The organism is Pseudomonas sp. B414 (genome assembly GCF_055408445.1).
The window spans coordinates 1-15229 of the sequence record NZ_JBUZTQ010000015.1 but is presented as its reverse complement, the minus strand read 5'-3'; the positions used below and the strand labels follow the sequence as shown (position 1 = coordinate 15229).

General features: G+C 58.2%; 12 protein-coding genes, 1 rRNA gene and 2 pseudogenes. 5 read left to right on the top strand and 10 right to left on the bottom strand.

Annotation, left to right across the window (positions count from 1 at the left end):
- Positions 1-7: 7 nt before the first annotated feature.
- A pseudogene (locus ACZRMH_RS14250) lies at positions 8-439 on the bottom strand (methyl-accepting chemotaxis protein); the annotation flags it as partial.
- A 108-nt stretch (positions 440-547) separates the two neighbouring features.
- Positions 548-1234 (bottom strand): annotated as a pseudogene (locus tag ACZRMH_RS14245) (PAS domain-containing protein); the annotation flags it as partial.
- A gap of 323 nt (positions 1235-1557) precedes the next feature.
- Here ACZRMH_RS14245 and ACZRMH_RS14240 point away from each other — a divergent pair.
- On the top strand, positions 1558-2976 hold the full coding sequence (locus ACZRMH_RS14240; protein ID WP_464013917.1) for a short-chain fatty acid transporter: 1419 nt from the start codon (positions 1558-1560) through the stop codon (positions 2974-2976).
- A gap of 105 nt (positions 2977-3081) precedes the next feature.
- On the opposite strand, the gene ACZRMH_RS14235 is transcribed toward ACZRMH_RS14240, so the two are convergent.
- The gene (locus ACZRMH_RS14235) at positions 3082-3381 is read right to left on the bottom strand and encodes a DUF3077 domain-containing protein (protein WP_464013916.1); all 300 of its coding nucleotides are present in this window, start codon (positions 3379-3381) and stop codon (positions 3082-3084) included.
- A gap of 533 nt (positions 3382-3914) precedes the next feature.
- Complete coding sequence (can, locus tag ACZRMH_RS14230) at positions 3915-4559, bottom strand: carbonate dehydratase (protein WP_464013915.1); 645 nt, start codon at positions 4557-4559, stop codon at positions 3915-3917.
- Between the two features lie 151 nt (positions 4560-4710).
- Here can and ACZRMH_RS14225 point away from each other — a divergent pair, with 151 nt between their 5' ends.
- Entirely contained in the window at positions 4711-5094 is a 384-nt protein-coding gene (locus tag ACZRMH_RS14225) for a serine kinase/phosphatase (RefSeq protein WP_464013914.1), read from the top strand.
- 116 nt (positions 5095-5210) lie between these two features.
- Here ACZRMH_RS14225 and rimI read toward each other — a convergent pair whose 3' ends face one another.
- Positions 5211-5663: a ribosomal protein S18-alanine N-acetyltransferase gene (gene rimI / locus ACZRMH_RS14220; protein ID WP_464013913.1), complete on the bottom strand. Its 453-nt coding sequence runs from the start codon at positions 5661-5663 to the stop codon at positions 5211-5213.
- Positions 5656-6432: an energy transducer TonB gene (locus ACZRMH_RS14215; protein WP_464013912.1), complete on the bottom strand. Its 777-nt coding sequence runs from the start codon at positions 6430-6432 to the stop codon at positions 5656-5658. Before ACZRMH_RS14215 ends, rimI begins: the two co-directional genes overlap by 8 nt.
- A 144-nt stretch (positions 6433-6576) precedes the next feature.
- Between ACZRMH_RS14215 and mksB the strand changes: the two genes are divergently transcribed.
- Genes mksB through mksF form a run of 3 tightly spaced genes read left to right on the top strand, consistent with a single transcriptional unit; the run spans position 6577 to position 11331 of the window.
- Positions 6577-7854, top strand: a complete 1278-nt coding sequence (gene mksB, locus ACZRMH_RS14210) for an Mks condensin complex protein MksB (protein WP_464013911.1) — start codon at positions 6577-6579, stop codon at positions 7852-7854.
- On the top strand, positions 7844-8494 hold the full coding sequence (mksE, locus tag ACZRMH_RS14205) for an Mks condensin complex protein MksE (protein ID WP_464013910.1): 651 nt from the start codon (positions 7844-7846) through the stop codon (positions 8492-8494). The genes mksB and mksE overlap by 11 nt, the downstream gene beginning before the upstream one ends.
- Positions 8491-11331 (top strand): Mks condensin complex protein MksF, encoded by a 2841-nt coding sequence (gene mksF, locus ACZRMH_RS14200; RefSeq protein WP_464013909.1) that lies wholly within the window; start codon positions 8491-8493, stop codon positions 11329-11331. The genes mksE and mksF overlap by 4 nt, the downstream gene beginning before the upstream one ends.
- Before the next feature lie 56 nt (positions 11332-11387).
- On the opposite strand, the gene ACZRMH_RS14195 is transcribed toward mksF, so the two are convergent.
- The 4 genes from ACZRMH_RS14195 to rrf all read right to left on the bottom strand — a co-directional run.
- Entirely contained in the window at positions 11388-13691 is a 2304-nt protein-coding gene (locus ACZRMH_RS14195) for a PqiB family protein (protein ID WP_464013908.1), read from the bottom strand.
- Positions 13684-14307 (bottom strand): paraquat-inducible protein A, encoded by a 624-nt coding sequence (locus ACZRMH_RS14190; RefSeq protein WP_464013907.1) that lies wholly within the window; start codon positions 14305-14307, stop codon positions 13684-13686. Before ACZRMH_RS14190 ends, ACZRMH_RS14195 begins: the two co-directional genes overlap by 8 nt.
- Complete coding sequence (locus ACZRMH_RS14185) at positions 14294-14953, bottom strand: paraquat-inducible protein A (RefSeq protein ID WP_464013906.1); 660 nt, start codon at positions 14951-14953, stop codon at positions 14294-14296. The genes ACZRMH_RS14190 and ACZRMH_RS14185 overlap by 14 nt, the downstream gene beginning before the upstream one ends.
- A gap of 189 nt (positions 14954-15142) precedes the next feature.
- A 5S ribosomal RNA gene (gene rrf / locus ACZRMH_RS14180) occupies positions 15143-15229 on the bottom strand; the annotation flags it as partial.

The window sequence follows — 15229 nt, the reverse complement described above, 5'->3', positions numbered from 1 at the left end:
TCAAGGCTCAGGACGACAGTTGGTTGGCAAACTGGCCGACAGCGTTGACCACTTTCTGTGCGCCATCCTGAATTTCAACGATCACTGTGCCTGCCTCGGCGGCCAGCGCCAGCCCTTCTTCAGCCTGGAGTTTACCGTCTGCCATCAAGGCAACGGCGTTACGGGCCATGTCCTGGTTTTGCCGCACAACGCTGATGATCTCTTCGGTGGCCTTGCTGGTACGCGAAGCCAATTGCCGCACTTCGTCAGCCACCACGGCAAAACCACGGCCCTGCTCGCCCGCACGCGCCGCCTCGATAGCCGCGTTCAGCGCCAGCAGATTGGTTTGATCAGCAATCGAACTGATGGTCTTGACGATACTGCCAATCACTTGCGACTGATCGTTCAAGGCCTCGATACCGTCCCCCGCCTGCTGCATGTGCCGGGCCAGATCGCGCATCACCTCAACCGCCTGGGTCACCACCCTGGTACCGCGCTGGGCGCTGCTGTCGGTTTGCAGCGAGGTGCTGTAGGCAATTCCTGCCGCTTCGGATACCGCCCTCTCCTGATGGATCTGGTCGGTAATCACCGTGGCAAATTTCACCACTTTGTACAGGTTGTTTTTGGCATCGCGGACCGGGTTGTAGGTGGCCTCCAGCCAGACATCACGGCCGTGGCTATCGATACGCTGAAAGCGTGCAGCCACAAACTCACCCGCATTCAAGCGCTGCCAAAAGGCCTGATATTCAGCGCTGTTCTGCTCTTGCGGGGTACAGAACATACGGTGATGTTTGCCCTGGATCTGCGCCAGGGTGTAGCCCATGCCGTGGAGAAAACGTTCATTGGCCGTAATGACTTCACCCTTGAGGTTGAACTCGATGACCGCCGTGGAGCGCAGCAACGCGCTCATGAGGTTTTCATGGTCACGGGAGGTTTCAATAGTGCGGGTCAGGTCGCTGGAGAAAATCGAAATGCGCAGCACCCGCCCGCCGGAATCCAGAGTCGGCTGCACGATCGAGCGCAGCCAGGCTTCCTGCCCATTGCCACGCAACAAGCGCACGGTGCCGCTGAAATGCTCCTTGCGGGTCATGGCCGTTTTGAAGCGGCGGTAGTGCTCGTCGTTTTTCAGGTGTACAGGCACCAGCTCATCAATATGCCGGCCCAGCAGAGCGGTGCTGGCGTAAAGCATTTCCTGGATGAAGTTGTGGTTTGCCGTTTCGATACGCCCGTCAGGATCAAGAGACAGCACCAGCATTTCGCGGTCCAGGCTCTCCTTGACTTGTTGAAGGCTGGACAATTCTTCGCGAAGAGCCGACAGCTCTTGCTTCAAGCGTTTGTTGAACATGGGATACCTGGGAGAAATGGAAAACGGCGTGCAACAACATCGGCTTTAAGCGGATTTTCTGGAGAGGCGAAAACGACCGTTCATCCAGAAAAAACACTACTGAATCAATCGGCATAAACCATTCAGCCAATCACGGACCATCGGAAATACGCTCGGATTGATTTACTGTGCTCGCCAGGCAAGTGCTCTGGTGCAAGCCATCCAATAATCATAAGAAAACCGAGGTAATTTCCATGTCCGCCGAGATTGCAGACAGCCGCTCTGCTCGCTTTGCCCTGCGTTGCTCGAACTGGGCCGAACGCTGGTTCCCCGACTCCTGGGTGTTCGCCGCTGTGGCGGTAATTACCGTGGCGCTGGCCACGATGTTGATGGGCGCCAAACCCACCGATGCCGCCATGGCGTTTGGTGACGGCTTCTGGAGCCTGATCCCGTTTACCATGCAAATGGCTTTCGTCGTCATTGGCGGTTATGTGGTGGCCAGCTCGCCACCTGCGGTCAAATTGATCGATAAATTGGCACAGGTACCGAAAAACGGCCGCCAGGCCGTGTGCTGGGTGGCACTGATTTCAATGGTCGCTTCGTTGCTCAACTGGGGGCTGTCGCTGGTGTTTGGCGGTCTGCTGGTACGCGCCCTGGCTCGACGCACCAACTTGCGCATGGACTATCGCGCTGCCGGTGCTGCCGCCTATTTGGGACTCGGTGCGGTGTGGGCACTGGGGCTGTCGTCGTCGGCTGCACAATTGCAGGCCAACCCGGCCAGCCTGCCGCCGTCGATCCTGGCAATCACCGGGGTTATCCCCTTCACCGAAACCATCTTTCTCTGGCAATCCGGCGTATTGCTGGCGGCGTTGGTGGTCGTGTCGCTGATCGTGGCCTATGCCACCGCGCCCGGCCCGGATTCAGCCCGTGATGCGGCCGCCTGCGGCATTGATCCGAGCTTCAATACGCCCAAGCTGCCACCGCGCACACGGCCTGGGGAATGGCTGGAATACAGCCCACTGCTAACCATCTTGCTGGTGCTGCTGGCCGCCGGCTGGTTGTTTCACGAGTTCTCGACCAAGCCTGCGATCAGCGCCATTTCAGGGCTTAACACTTACAACTTTCTGTTTCTGATGCTCGGCGCCCTGCTGCACTGGCGCCCGCGCAGTTTTCTCAATGCCGTGGCCAGCGCTGTACCCACCACCACCGGGGTGATGATCCAGTTCCCGCTGTACGGTTCGATTGCGGCACTGATGACAGTGGTCCAGGGCACTGACGGGCAAACCCTGGCCCATCATATCTCGACGTTTTTCGTGCAAATCGCCTCTCACGATACCTATGCATTATTGATGGGTGTGTATTCGGCGATTCTGGGCTTTTTCATTCCGTCGGGTGGCGGCAAGTGGATTATCGAAGCGCCCTATGTGATGCAAGTGGCCAATGACCTGGGCTACCACCTGGGTTGGGCGGTTCAGATTTACAACGCGGCCGAAGCCCTGCCGAACCTGATCAACCCGTTTTACATGCTGCCGCTGCTGGGCGTGCTGGGGTTAAAAGCGCGGGACCTGATCGGTTTTTCGTTTGTGCAGTTGCTGGTGCACACGCCGCTGGTGCTGTTTTTGCTGTGGGCGCTGGGGACCACATTGACGTATACGCCGCCTGTCATGCCGTAAAGCCCTCACCCCAACCCTCTCCCGGAGGGAGAGGGGGCCTGATCGGGGAATATTTCAGAATCTCTGCAGCCTGATGGTACTGAGTTGAATCCTGCATCAACTCGGTCAGTCCCTTCTCCCTCTGGGAGAGGGGCTCTTGATTTTCGCGCCAGCCAACAATGAATCAACCACACCGCGCGCCATCTCGACGCCGTGAATCACGCGCCATAACTGCTCGGCATCAAAGCCGGTGAGATGGGGGCGGATATCGTCGGCGTTGTTTTCCACCCCTTTGAGCAACAGCGAAACGTCGCGCAATGCGGCATAGGCGTTAATGCCGGGGTTGATGCTAAACAGGGAGGTGCCCGAATGGGCAGTGGTTTCGAAGGAGTCGAGGGGTGGGTCGGGGACTATTTTTTTGCTCATCATACTTTCCTGTGCTGGCTGAGAGACTGCTACTAACCGCTGCCAGGCGGATAGGGTGGCAGCTGCGTGCGGGCTGACAGGCCGAGGGAAAATACCAAAAGCTCGGTGCACTCGAAAGTGCCCCGCACGCAGCCGCCATAACACAGGGAAATGTGCAAAGCGCTGAATTTGGTATATCCGAACAGTCTGTCAGGACCGGTCACTGAACTCAGTGACAGGCCGAGACTATCCACGCATTTTCAGCGCCGCAAGGCGTTGGGGATTCTCTCGGAAACTTCCCGCGAGGGAAAGCGAAGAGGCAGGTGCAGACGTTGCAAGTTGTGTGGGAAACACGCTACTTCGATGTGCGTTTCAAGCCCAAAAGCCCCTCACCCCCAACCCTCTCCCAGAGGGAGAGGGAGCCGATCGGGGAATATTTCAGAATCTCTGCAGCCTGATGGTACAGAGTTGAATCCGGCATCAACTCGGTCATTCCCCTCTCCCTCTGGGAGAGGGTCAGGGTGAGGGGCTTTTGATTTTAAATATTTACCTGCTTAAATCGGTCCCACCGGGCGCAAACGATACTGCGGCGGCAACTGGTCAAGGCCACTGATGGTGGTGTTCAGGCTTTTCCAGCGACCGTCCTTGATCCCGTAAATGCAGCCGTGAACCGACAGCTTCTGCCCACGATGCCAGGCGTTTTGCACAATATTGGTGTGCCCTACGTTTGCCACCTGCTGGATCACGTTCAGCTCGCACAAACGGTCTACACGCTCTTCCTCGGTCGGCAACAGCGCCAGCGCCTCACGATTTTCGTAATACAAATCGCGAATCGAACGCAGCCAGCCATCGATCAGGCCCATCTGCTGGTCCTTCATGGAGGCACGCACGCCGCCACAGCCATAATGGCCGGTGACCAGAATATGTTTGACCTTCAATACATCGACCGCGTACTGAATCACCGACAGGCAATTCAAGTCAGTGTGCAGCACAACATTGGCCACGTTACGGTGCACAAACAGATCGCCGGGCAACATGCCCACAATCTCGTTGGCCGGTACACGGGCATCCGAACAACCAATCCATAGGTATTCCGGCGTTTGCTGGCGAGCCAGCTTGGCAAAAAAGTCGGGATCTTCCTGCTTGATCGCATCGGCCCAACGCTCGTTGTTATCAATCAGATCTTGTAGTTCGTTCATGCTGTGAAGCCTCAAGAGTTGATGCGCTGTTATGACAACCGACCAGCGGTCGGGGTCACGTAAATCGATGGCATTCCGGCGGTCGGTTGGGTGGAATCTTCAGCAGTGGCTACAGTCATCGTATTAAGGCCCCAGAGCAGGAGCAATTGCCATGACTGATTCACGTCGCCCCTACGGGGCACCACAACCCGCGCCTATCGATGATATCGAGGACGCCATGGGCTCAGTCGAGCCACTGGATTTTGATGATGACGACAGCTACGAGCCCATCAGCGATTTATTTGTCGACGACGAAAGAGTCAAGCACCGGTCGGCGCTGGATGATGAATTGGACCTGGGCCTGAATGAAGACGACCTGGAGCAGGAGATGCTGATCCGCGAAGACGGCGCCCGTGATGCCAAGGAAGCCGCACAGAGTCCGAACGCCGCGGCTGACTGGGATTTGAGCCTGGTCGATGAAGACGAGATAGGTGCTGGCAAAGGCCTGGATGAAGCAGAACTGGCGGAAATCGACCCAGTGGGTCGCAAGCGTTAAGTCAGTACAGGCACCTGTGGGAGCGGGCTTGCTCGCGATTGAATCGACGCAGTATCACTGATCCACCTCCGCGCCTGCATCGCGAGCAAGCCCGCTCCCACAAAAAATCAGCGTATTCAGTCAACCAGCGTACAGGCCATCACCACTGCATCTTCACGACCACCCACTGCCGGGTAGTAGTCGCGACGACGGCCGATTTCGTTGAAACCATAGCGCTCATACAACTTGAATGCAGCGGTGTTGCTGTCGCGCAGCTCAAGGAAGCATTCGCGGGCTTCGTGCTGGTAGGCAATCGACATCAGTTGTTCAAGCAGCTTGAGCCCCAGACCACGGCCCTGGCTCTCGGGTTTGACGGTGATATTGAGCAGGTGCGCTTCGTCGAGGATGATTTGCACCACGCCATGCCCCACCTGCTGCTCACCTTCAAACATCAGCCAGATGTGGTACTTGCCCAGGCCATCGAGAAAAATCCCACGGGTCCAGGGGTGGCTGAAAGCCGCGTATTCAACCTTCAATACCGCATCAAGGTCCGCCTCGGTCATCGGGCGGAAAGTTACAGCATCACTCATCGTTTTGTTTCCAGCGCGCCAAAAGCCTGCGCATGGCTTGCCACACATCCGCTTTGCGTTGTGGCTCATCCATTAAGAGTTCCAGGCCCGGCAACGCCCATGCGTGGCCCAGCCCTTCGATTTCGAGTTCACTATTGAACGCTTCGGCATCCGCCTCACCGGCAAACCGCACGGCCGGCAGCCCCACCAGCCACAAGCAGGCACATTCGGCCTCTTCCAGCCTGGCCATAAGAAAGCCCTGCACAAACTCGCGTGCCGCGTCGGGGCCTTGATCGACATTGCCGCGCCTGAGCAACGGCCAGCGCACCGGTTCGCCAATGATTTGCGGGCTATCGGGCAAGCCGGCGGCGCGCAACATATCTTTTAACAATAAATAAGCCGGGTCACGACTCTGGAAGGCGCTGCCTGTGGGTAACTCCACCAGCACCAGACAACGCCCGGCACGCAGCAATTGCAGGGCAAAACGCGGCGGTGGCAATTGCACGACCTTGGCCGGGGGCGGGGCCGTTTCGGCTTTAACCTCGGGCTTGCTGGCAGGCCGCGGGGTAATCGAAGGGCGCGGCACTTCGATCCGTGGACGCTCTGCAGGCTTGCCCGGCGCGACCGCTTCCTTGACCACAGGCCGTGTGATGACAGGCTCTGCAGGCGGTTCGGGAAGCACCAGCAGCTCTGGCCGCGAAGGGGCGGCAAACGGCAATTCAGTGCGCGGCAACCAACTGACCACTTGCATGGCAGTCAAAAAAGCGCGGCGGCGGGACTCGTTCAACAAGGGTCGGCCATCTGTGGATAACTAAAGAGGGGGGATTCTACCGCCCTTCTGCCTTTCCCGCCCGCAGTTGATCTGGCAAGTGATGACTCCACCCCACGTTGCAGTACAATCGCGACCTTTCATTGCCAATTGACCGGCCCTTCCATGATCGAACCCAAGCGCGTTTTACGTGCCCTCGCCGAGCACTGGGCACTCCTTGAGCCTTTGTGTGAACACTTCGACCAAGGCACCCTGAGCCTCAACGAATTACGCCTGCAACTGGCAGCCCATCAGGTGGACAGCACGCCGCAGGACATCACCAGCGTGCTCGACAGCTGGATCCGCCTGGATATTCTGGTGCCGGTCGCCAAAAGCCCCAACCGCTTCGAGCTCAATGCCCAGATCCACGACTTTCTGGCGTACTTGCGGCACGAGCACCGTCTTGGTCTGTGCCTGGAAATCGAAGCCTACCTGCGCCATCTGGAGCGTCTGGCGGGTTATATCCAGGATGCGTTCGACATCCGAGACGGTCATGATCTGGCACGCCAGCTGCGTTTGCTCGACATGCGTGTACGCGATGTATTGAAAAAACTCGCCAACGACGAGCAAGCGCTGGTGGCCGTAGCCGAGCGGGCCAAGACCAGCGATCGGCAAATACCACTGCGCCAGCGTTATGCCGAAGTCCTGGCGACATGGGACGAATACGTCGAACCGATGATTCAACTGGTAAACGCCGACGGCGCCTTTGAACAAGGCGTACGCAAGGTCGAGATCGTGCTGCTGCGCATGCTCAGCGAGCAACAACGGCTCGGCCATCTGGTGGACGACGACATGCTGCTGCGCACCCATGCGCGCATCCTCGAAATGCAAACCAGCGCCCAGATGACCCTGCGCCACGCCCGCGAGTTGTTGCTGCCGCTGCGTGAAGAGGCACGCCGGCACAACGCGGTAACCCGCGGCGCAGCGCTGGCCCTGGCAGCCATCCGCCGTAAAGGGCTGGACGCGGTACCGCAAGCTTCGATGCCCATGTTCACCCGCCCGCAAAGCACCTTTTTGGGCAGTGCCAGCCAGGTTGAGGCTTATGTCTATGCCCTGGCCCGCTTCGAAGCCAAACCAGCGAAATTCCCCAAGGCGCACAAGGTCCACCGCGGCGAAACGCCCAAGGCCCCGCGCACGGTCAAGGAAATGCTCGATCGCTGCAGCGACGCGCTGCCGATGCCAGATTTGATGGGCTGGCTACTGGCACAAGAGCCGGACGGTGACACCGACGAATTGCTGTACTGGTTCTCGCGCCTGTCCCGTGAAAAACGCTTCGTGCGCGAGCGCCTTGAGCGCCGCGATTACCACACCCACGAACATCTGGTCAGCCTGCGTTCCTTCGCCCTGCTTTCCCACAGCGAAGATGCGACCCCGACTACTGCGAGCCCTCTGCATGCATCTTGATCTTTCCGAACTGTCCCAACTGGCACCGATCTTTCGCGAGCTGTTCAAGGGCTATCACGTCAGCCGCCGCGACCCGGAACTGTACGCGCAACTGTCAAACTTCCAGGATCAATATCGCGCACTGTTCAAGGCCCTGGGCTTTGAACTGGTATGCGATACCCGCGGCTTTTATTACTTCGTGCCTGACACCACCACCGCGCAAGTCAACAAGACGGCGCAACGCCTGGCGCTGTTCACCTTTATCATTGTCGAACACCTGGCCGATCAAGGCCGTGACCCGATTGCCGTGCTCGACGGTGGCAGCCTGGGCCGCGACGAACTGCCCGCACTGCTGGAAAAATACCGCGATCTGTTTGTCCAGGCTGAAGTCACTACCCACGAAGAGCTGGAAGAAAAGATCATGCGCCGCATGACCCAGCTCGGTTTTGCCAGCGAAGAGCCAGGCATCTACCGTTTTCTGCCACCGATGCACCGTTTTCTCGATGTGTGCCTGTCAGTGCAACAGGACCGCGATCTGGCGGCCAGCCTACATAGCATCCTGCCATTGCCGACACCGGTTCTTCTCGATGACGACATTGACGACGACGAAGCCGCATTGGCCCGCGCCATTGCCGACGAGCAACAGGAGATCGACGCATGAGCCAGGAACGTTACGGCATTCGCCGCTTTGCCCTGCTGAACACCGCCGGTTACAGCCTGGGGCTGTTCCCGCTGGAGCATCCGCTGTCGGTCTACGGGGCGAACAACCTCGGCAAGTCGGCATCGATCAACGCCTTGCAGTTCCCGATTCTGGCGCGCATGTCAGATATGAGCTTCGGCAAATACAGCCTCGAACAGTCGAGGCGCTTCTACTTTGCGTCGGACACCAGCTACATTCTGGTGGAAGTCTCCCTGCCCCACGGCCCCCATGTTATCGGCGTGGTCGGACGCGGCCCGGGCGGTGGTTTCGGCCATCAGTTTTTTGCCTACGCGGGCAAGCTGGACCTGGCCCACTACCAGAAAGACGACACCTGTCTGCGCCAGAAAGAACTGTTCAACAACCTTGAGCGTAACGGCCTCAAAGCCTACGAACTCAAGCCCGATGAATTGCGGCGCTTGCTGGTGGGCGGGCATACCTCGATCCCGCTGGACCTGACCCTGATCCCGCTGCGCTCCACCAGCGAACAGAGCCTCAAGACCTTCCGCGCGCTGTTTATCAACCTGCTGCATATGCGCGAAATCACCGCCGCGAAACTCAAGCAGCTGTTTCTCGATGCCTTCGAGCACAGCCTGCGTTCGGGCAGCGTCGATTATATTGCCGCGTGTGAAGAAGCCTTCCGCGATGTACGGCGCATGGAGCAGGACTACAACGCTCTGGTAGGCGCCGGGCCCTTGGTTGAGTCGCTGGCTGCCGGTGTTCATCAGCGTGACGTGCTGCGCGGCAAGCTGCATCGCCTGTCGCCGCTGCTCGATTCGCTACTCGGCACCTGGCAGGACTACGCCGGGGCCCGCAAGGAAGAGCTGCTGATCCAGTCCGAACACTACCGCAACCAGCAAGACTCACTGCAAAACGACCAGCGCAGCAGCACACAAGAGCTGATGCGCCTCGAACGGGAGATAAGCGGCACTCAACGCTGGCTCGGCGAGTTGTCGGTGCTCAAGCATCGCTTCGCCCTGGTTGACGATGTCAAGGTGCTGGAACAGCAACTGCTGAGCGCCAAGGATGCCCACGACGAGCTGGCGGGCGCGCTGGCGCAATCGCGTCAGTTCAGTGCCGAGGATCTGGACGAGCGCCTGCGCGATCTGGAAAAACGCCTCAAGTCAGTCAAGCAGCAACTCGATCACGCCGACAACAACAGCTACGCCCGACTGCGCGAAGAATTTTCGCAACAGGATGTGGAGCGCCTGATGCGTCTGTTCAACAGCGCCCTGTTCAGCTTGCCCCTGGGCGAGCACGGGATTGCCCTGGATGACAGCGATGCCTGGGTCAAGTCGCTGGAACTGATCCTCGATGGCTTTAAAGGCGAGCGTTTCGAGGCACCAGGCCTGTCTATCGATCTCAGCCATATCGAGCCCCCTGCCCTGCAGGCTCTGGCTGACCGCGCAGCCTTGCGCGAGCAAAAAGAGCGTCTGGAAAAAGAACTCAAGCAGCTGAAAACCCAACAAGCCGTGACCTCGGATCGTGCCGCAAGTAAGACCGAAGCCGAGTCGCTGTATCAGCAGGTGCTGGACGCGCAGAAAGCCCTGGAAGACTTCCGTCGCAGCCAGACGTTAGGCGCAGAAGAAGGTGAGAAGCTCGAACAACTGGCCCAGGCCGAAGCCGCACAGGACGAGTTGAAGCGCTCCAGCGATGCCTTCACCGAGCGCGTACAGCAATTGTCAGCCAAATTGCAGCTGGTGGGTCGCCAGATCGGTGATATGGAAGCCAAGCAACGCACCCTGGACGACAGCCTGCGCCGCCGTCAGTTGCTGCCCGCAGACTTGCCGTTTGGCACGCCGTTTATGGACCCGGTCGACGATTCGATGGACAACCTGTTGCCATTGCTCAACGACTACCAGGACAGCTGGCAAGGACTGTTGCGCTGCGACGGTCAGATCGAAGCGCTGTACGCCCAGGTACGCCTTAAAGGCGTGGCCAAGTTCGACAGCGAAGACGATATGGAGCGGCGCCTGCAGTTGCTGATCAATGCGTATGCGCACCGTACCGAAGAAGCCCTGACCCTGGGCAAGGCGCGTCGGGCCGCAGTGACCGATATTGCCCGCACGCTGCGCAATATCCGCAGCGACTACGACAGCCTTGAGCACCAACTGGCGCTGTTCAACCGCGAGATCAACAAGCGTCAGGTGTCCAACCTCAAGAGCTTTCGCATCGTCCTGGCGCCCAACAAGGAGGCGCTCAAGCATATCGATCAGATTATCCACAGCGCCGGTCAGTACGAAGAAGGCGAAACCCTGTCGGTCTTCGACCTCAGCCATAGCGCCGAGCAGGACAACAAGAACGAAGAGGCCAAGGAGTATCTGGCGCGACTGGTAGCAGCCAACCATAACCAGTTGGGCCTCAAGGACCTGTTTGAGCTGGCCTTCGAGATCACCAAGGTCAATGGTCAGCCGGTGATTCATACCGATATCGACGGTGCAGCGTCCAACGGTACGACCATGACCATCAAGGCGCTGACCAACATGTACTTGTTGCTGCACTTGATGGACCGCGACCAGGCAGGGCGTATTCGCTTGCCCTACTACCTGGACGAGGCCGCCGACATCGACGAAAAGAACCAGACCGCGCTGCTGGAAACCAGTTTGCAGTTGGGCTTTGTGCCGATCCTGGCCAGTGTCAAGCCGCAGGTCTGTGCCCATGTGGCCATCGACCTTGAGGGCGGCAGCGGGCCGAACGGGATTTACATTGATGAGGACGACTGGAAATACATCCGTCGTCATGACGAGGTGAAACCTGACGCGCTGACGGCTGTTGAAGAACCCGAGCTGGACGAAGTCTGAGGCTGAATCCCAAGCATAAAAAAACCGCGATCACTGATCGCGGTTTTTTTTGGCGCTTATTTACCCAACGGAATCTTCGGCGCCCATTGCAGCCATTCATCTTCGAACTTGTCGAACAACGGGAAGGTCTGCTCGGGGCGAGCCTGATTACCCATCTTGTCGCCATCCGGCGTGGCGAAGGCAATGCCGCCCTGCACCAGGGTTTCCAGCGACTCGGTGCGAATCGTTGCGCCTTTGAACAAACCGAAGTCGACACCAAAACCGCTGGTGTTCCAGAAGCGGCTACCGCTGCGCACCAACGGCGCGTAACGCGGCTCGATCAGGATATGCACCAATACGCGATCGGCGGTATTGCCCAGCTCATATCCAGTGACTTTGCCCACGGTGACTTCGCGGTAGGTCACCGGCACGCCTTCCTTGAGCGAACCACGACGGGCTGCACTCAATACCAGGCTCAGCCCGGCCTGGGAAACGGCAGCATCCGGTGCTTGCTCCAGAGCAACAAAGCTTGTCTGGCGTCCCAGTTGCTTGCCCGCCGGTTGCACTTCAAGGTACTGGCCAGTGACCAGCGTTTCGAGGTTAGCCGTTTTCATCAGGCCAAGCTCAGGCTTGACCACCCAGAATTGGCTGCCAACCCGCGCAATCCTCTCAGGCACTTCGGTAATACGCGCCTTGAGCAGAACCGATTGCAGGTCCTCGCTCAGGTCAACGCTCTCGATCTTGCCAACATCCAGCCCCTTGAAGCGGATCGGTGTCCCCTCACGCAGGCCATCGGCACGGGCTACCTTGATCGTCACGGCCACACCTTGCTGCATGGCTGCATCACGGTCAGTAAACAGGCGGAAACGCGGGATACGCTTTTGCAGCGGTGCCTTGGCTTCCGGCGTTTCAAAGGCAATCCCGCCAGCCATCAGGCTTTGCAGGGACTCACTTTTAACCTGGATACCGCCAGTCAAACCACCGCTCAACGTGATACCGCTGGCATTCCAGAAACGGGTCGAAGCATTGACCAGATTCTCGTATTCCTTCTCGATATGTACGCCGATCACCAACTGCTTTTTGGTGCGGGAGAACTGATAACTCTGAACCGAACCGACTTTAACCTGCTTGTAGAGGATCGGGCTGCCGACATCCAGCGAACCCAGGTTCTCGGTGAAGAGCACCATATGCAGGCCCGGCGAGCGCAGGTCCAGCGGTGGTGCTTTGGGCCGGGCAACGAACTCGCGTTCAGGGGTGCTGCCCTTGTCACCCGGACGAATGGCGATGTAGTTACCTTTGACCAGCGCTTCAAGCCCGGTGATACCGGCCAGCGAGATCGACGGCTTGACCACCCAGAACTGGGTGCCCTGTACCAGGTAATCTTCGGCCAACGGGTCGAGGGTCAGCTCGGCACTGGCGCTGGTCAGGTCCGGGTCAACCTTGAGGCCCTTGAGACTACCGACCTGGATACCTTTGTACATCACGGGCGTACGGCCGGCCTGCAGGCCTTCAAAGTCGCTGAGTTTGACTTTGACCTTGATCCCGGCCTGCGCCGCATCGAAGTCTTCATAGAGACGGAACGGCAAGTTGGTATCGGTGGGCGGACTGTCCTTGCGGTTCTCCGGGGTGGCAAAGGCAATACCACCGGCCACAATACTGGCCAGCGATTCGCTGCGCAGTTTCACACCCGACAGATTGGCGTCGATGCTGATGCCGCTGGCATTCCAGAAGCGCGTGTGTTTACGCACCAGATTGGCGTAGGTCGGCTCGATAAAGACTTTAATCTCAACGGTGCTCTGGTCTTCAGAAAGCACATAGCTTTTGATCTGGCCAACCTGAATCTGTTTGTAGAACACCGGGCTGCCACGGTTCAGCGAACCGAGGCGGTCAGCCTTGAGGGTCAGGTGCAGGCCGGGCACGGAGTCAGCCAGCGGCGGCTCCTGTGAGAGCGCCTTGAACTTGCGCGCAGGCTCGCCATCGGAAGGGCTGACTGCAATATAGTTACCCGAGACCAGGGTTTCGAGGCCAGTGATACCGGCCAATGACACGCTGGGCTTGACCAGCCAGAAGCGGGTATTGGTCTTGAGGTACTGCTGCACGTCCTTGTCCATCTCGACCGTGGCGATAACACCTTTACTCGGGCCATCCTCATCCAGAGCCAGAGTCTTGACCTTGCCTACGGGCATGCCCTTGTAGACCACTTCGGTCTTGTTGGCGACGATGCCCTCGCCACTTTCAAAGCGCACCTGAATATCGATACCGGTTTCGCTGTAGGCGCGCCATCCCAGCCAGCCACCGATCACCAGGGCAATAAGGGGAAGGATCCAGATCGCCGACCAGTTGGAAGCCGGGCGGGTTTTAGCGGTAGGCAAGTCACTCATGGTCGTCGTCCGACTCCGTATTATCCCAAATCAGTCGGGGATCAAAAGTTACAGCTGCAAGCATCGTTATCACCACCACACTGGCAAAGGCCACTGCGCCAAGATTGGCTTCGATACTGGCAATGCGTCCAAAATTCACCACCGCCACCAAAATGGCGATGACAAAAATATCCAACATTGACCAGCGGCCAATGAACTCAATAAATCGGTACATGATGATACGTTGCCGGGCAGACAGAGGCTGATGGCGCTGGACCGAAAACAACAGCAAGGCGATGCCCACCAGTTTGAAGGTTGGCACCAGGATACTGGCAATGAATACAACGGCTGCAATCGGGATCATGCCGTGCTGCACCAGCTCTATGACTCCCGCCATGATCGTGCTCGGAGAACCCTGGCCCAGTGAGTTGACCGTCATGATCGGCAACAGGTTGGCCGGGATGTAGAGAATGGCCGAGGTCAGCAGCAATGCCCAGGTACGCATCAAACTGTTTGGGCGCCGCGCATGAACCAGAGCACCGCAGCGAGTGCAGGTCTGCTCGTCGGTTTCGGGGTCTTGCCTGTTCAGTTCGTGGCACTCGCCACAGATCAAGATACCCGCATCAATCGCCCGCATGAATATCCTCCCCGGACAGCGCTTGCCAGATCTGGTGAGGCGACATCACCACTTCGAGCCAGACTTGTACCAGCAGCAAGCTGACAAAGCAGACCAGACCCAAGCCAAGATTCAACTCTGCCAGATCCGCCAGTTTTACGATCGCCACCAGTACACCCATCAGGTATACCTCAAGCATGCCCCAATCGCGCAGATGATGATAAATACGGTAAATCAGCAAACCGTAGCTGCGTCCGATATTCCAGCGAATACTGAGTAACACGGCTAGCTGGCAGAGCAACTTGAGCAGCGGGATCCCCATACTGCACAGGAACACAACCACCGCGATACCCTGCATGCCGGTATTGAACAGGCCAAGCACACCACTCCAGACCGTGTCTTGCGACGCCTGGCCCAGTAGGTTGAGTTGCATGATGGGTAAAAAGTTCGCAGGTACGTAGAGCAACAGCGCAGCGATCACAAGCGCAAGGCTGCGTTCAACCACCTTGTACCTATGGGCATAGAGCTCGTAACCGCAGCGCGGGCATTGGGCTTTCTCACCGAGAGCGAGATGCGGCTTGCGCATCAACAAATCGCACTCATGACAGGCCACCAACTCGTCCAGCGGTAATTCTGACACCCTGCGGGGGTCAACCGGATCTGGCATATAGGGAGTCTCAGGCTCAGAAAATGACTGGGCCTATTCTAGTGCGCGGGCTCCAAAATAACTGTGCCTATTTCTAGGACTTTAGCTACACGCGATCTGATGATCGATGCGTACAGCCTGGTCAGAACTTTTTTGCCCACAAAAACAAACCCCCTGTCTGCGTTAGCAGACAGGGGGTTTGGAATTTAATCTTGACGATGACCTACTCTCACATGGGGAAACCCCACACTACCATCGGCGATGCATCGTTTCACTACTGAGTTCGGGATGGGATCA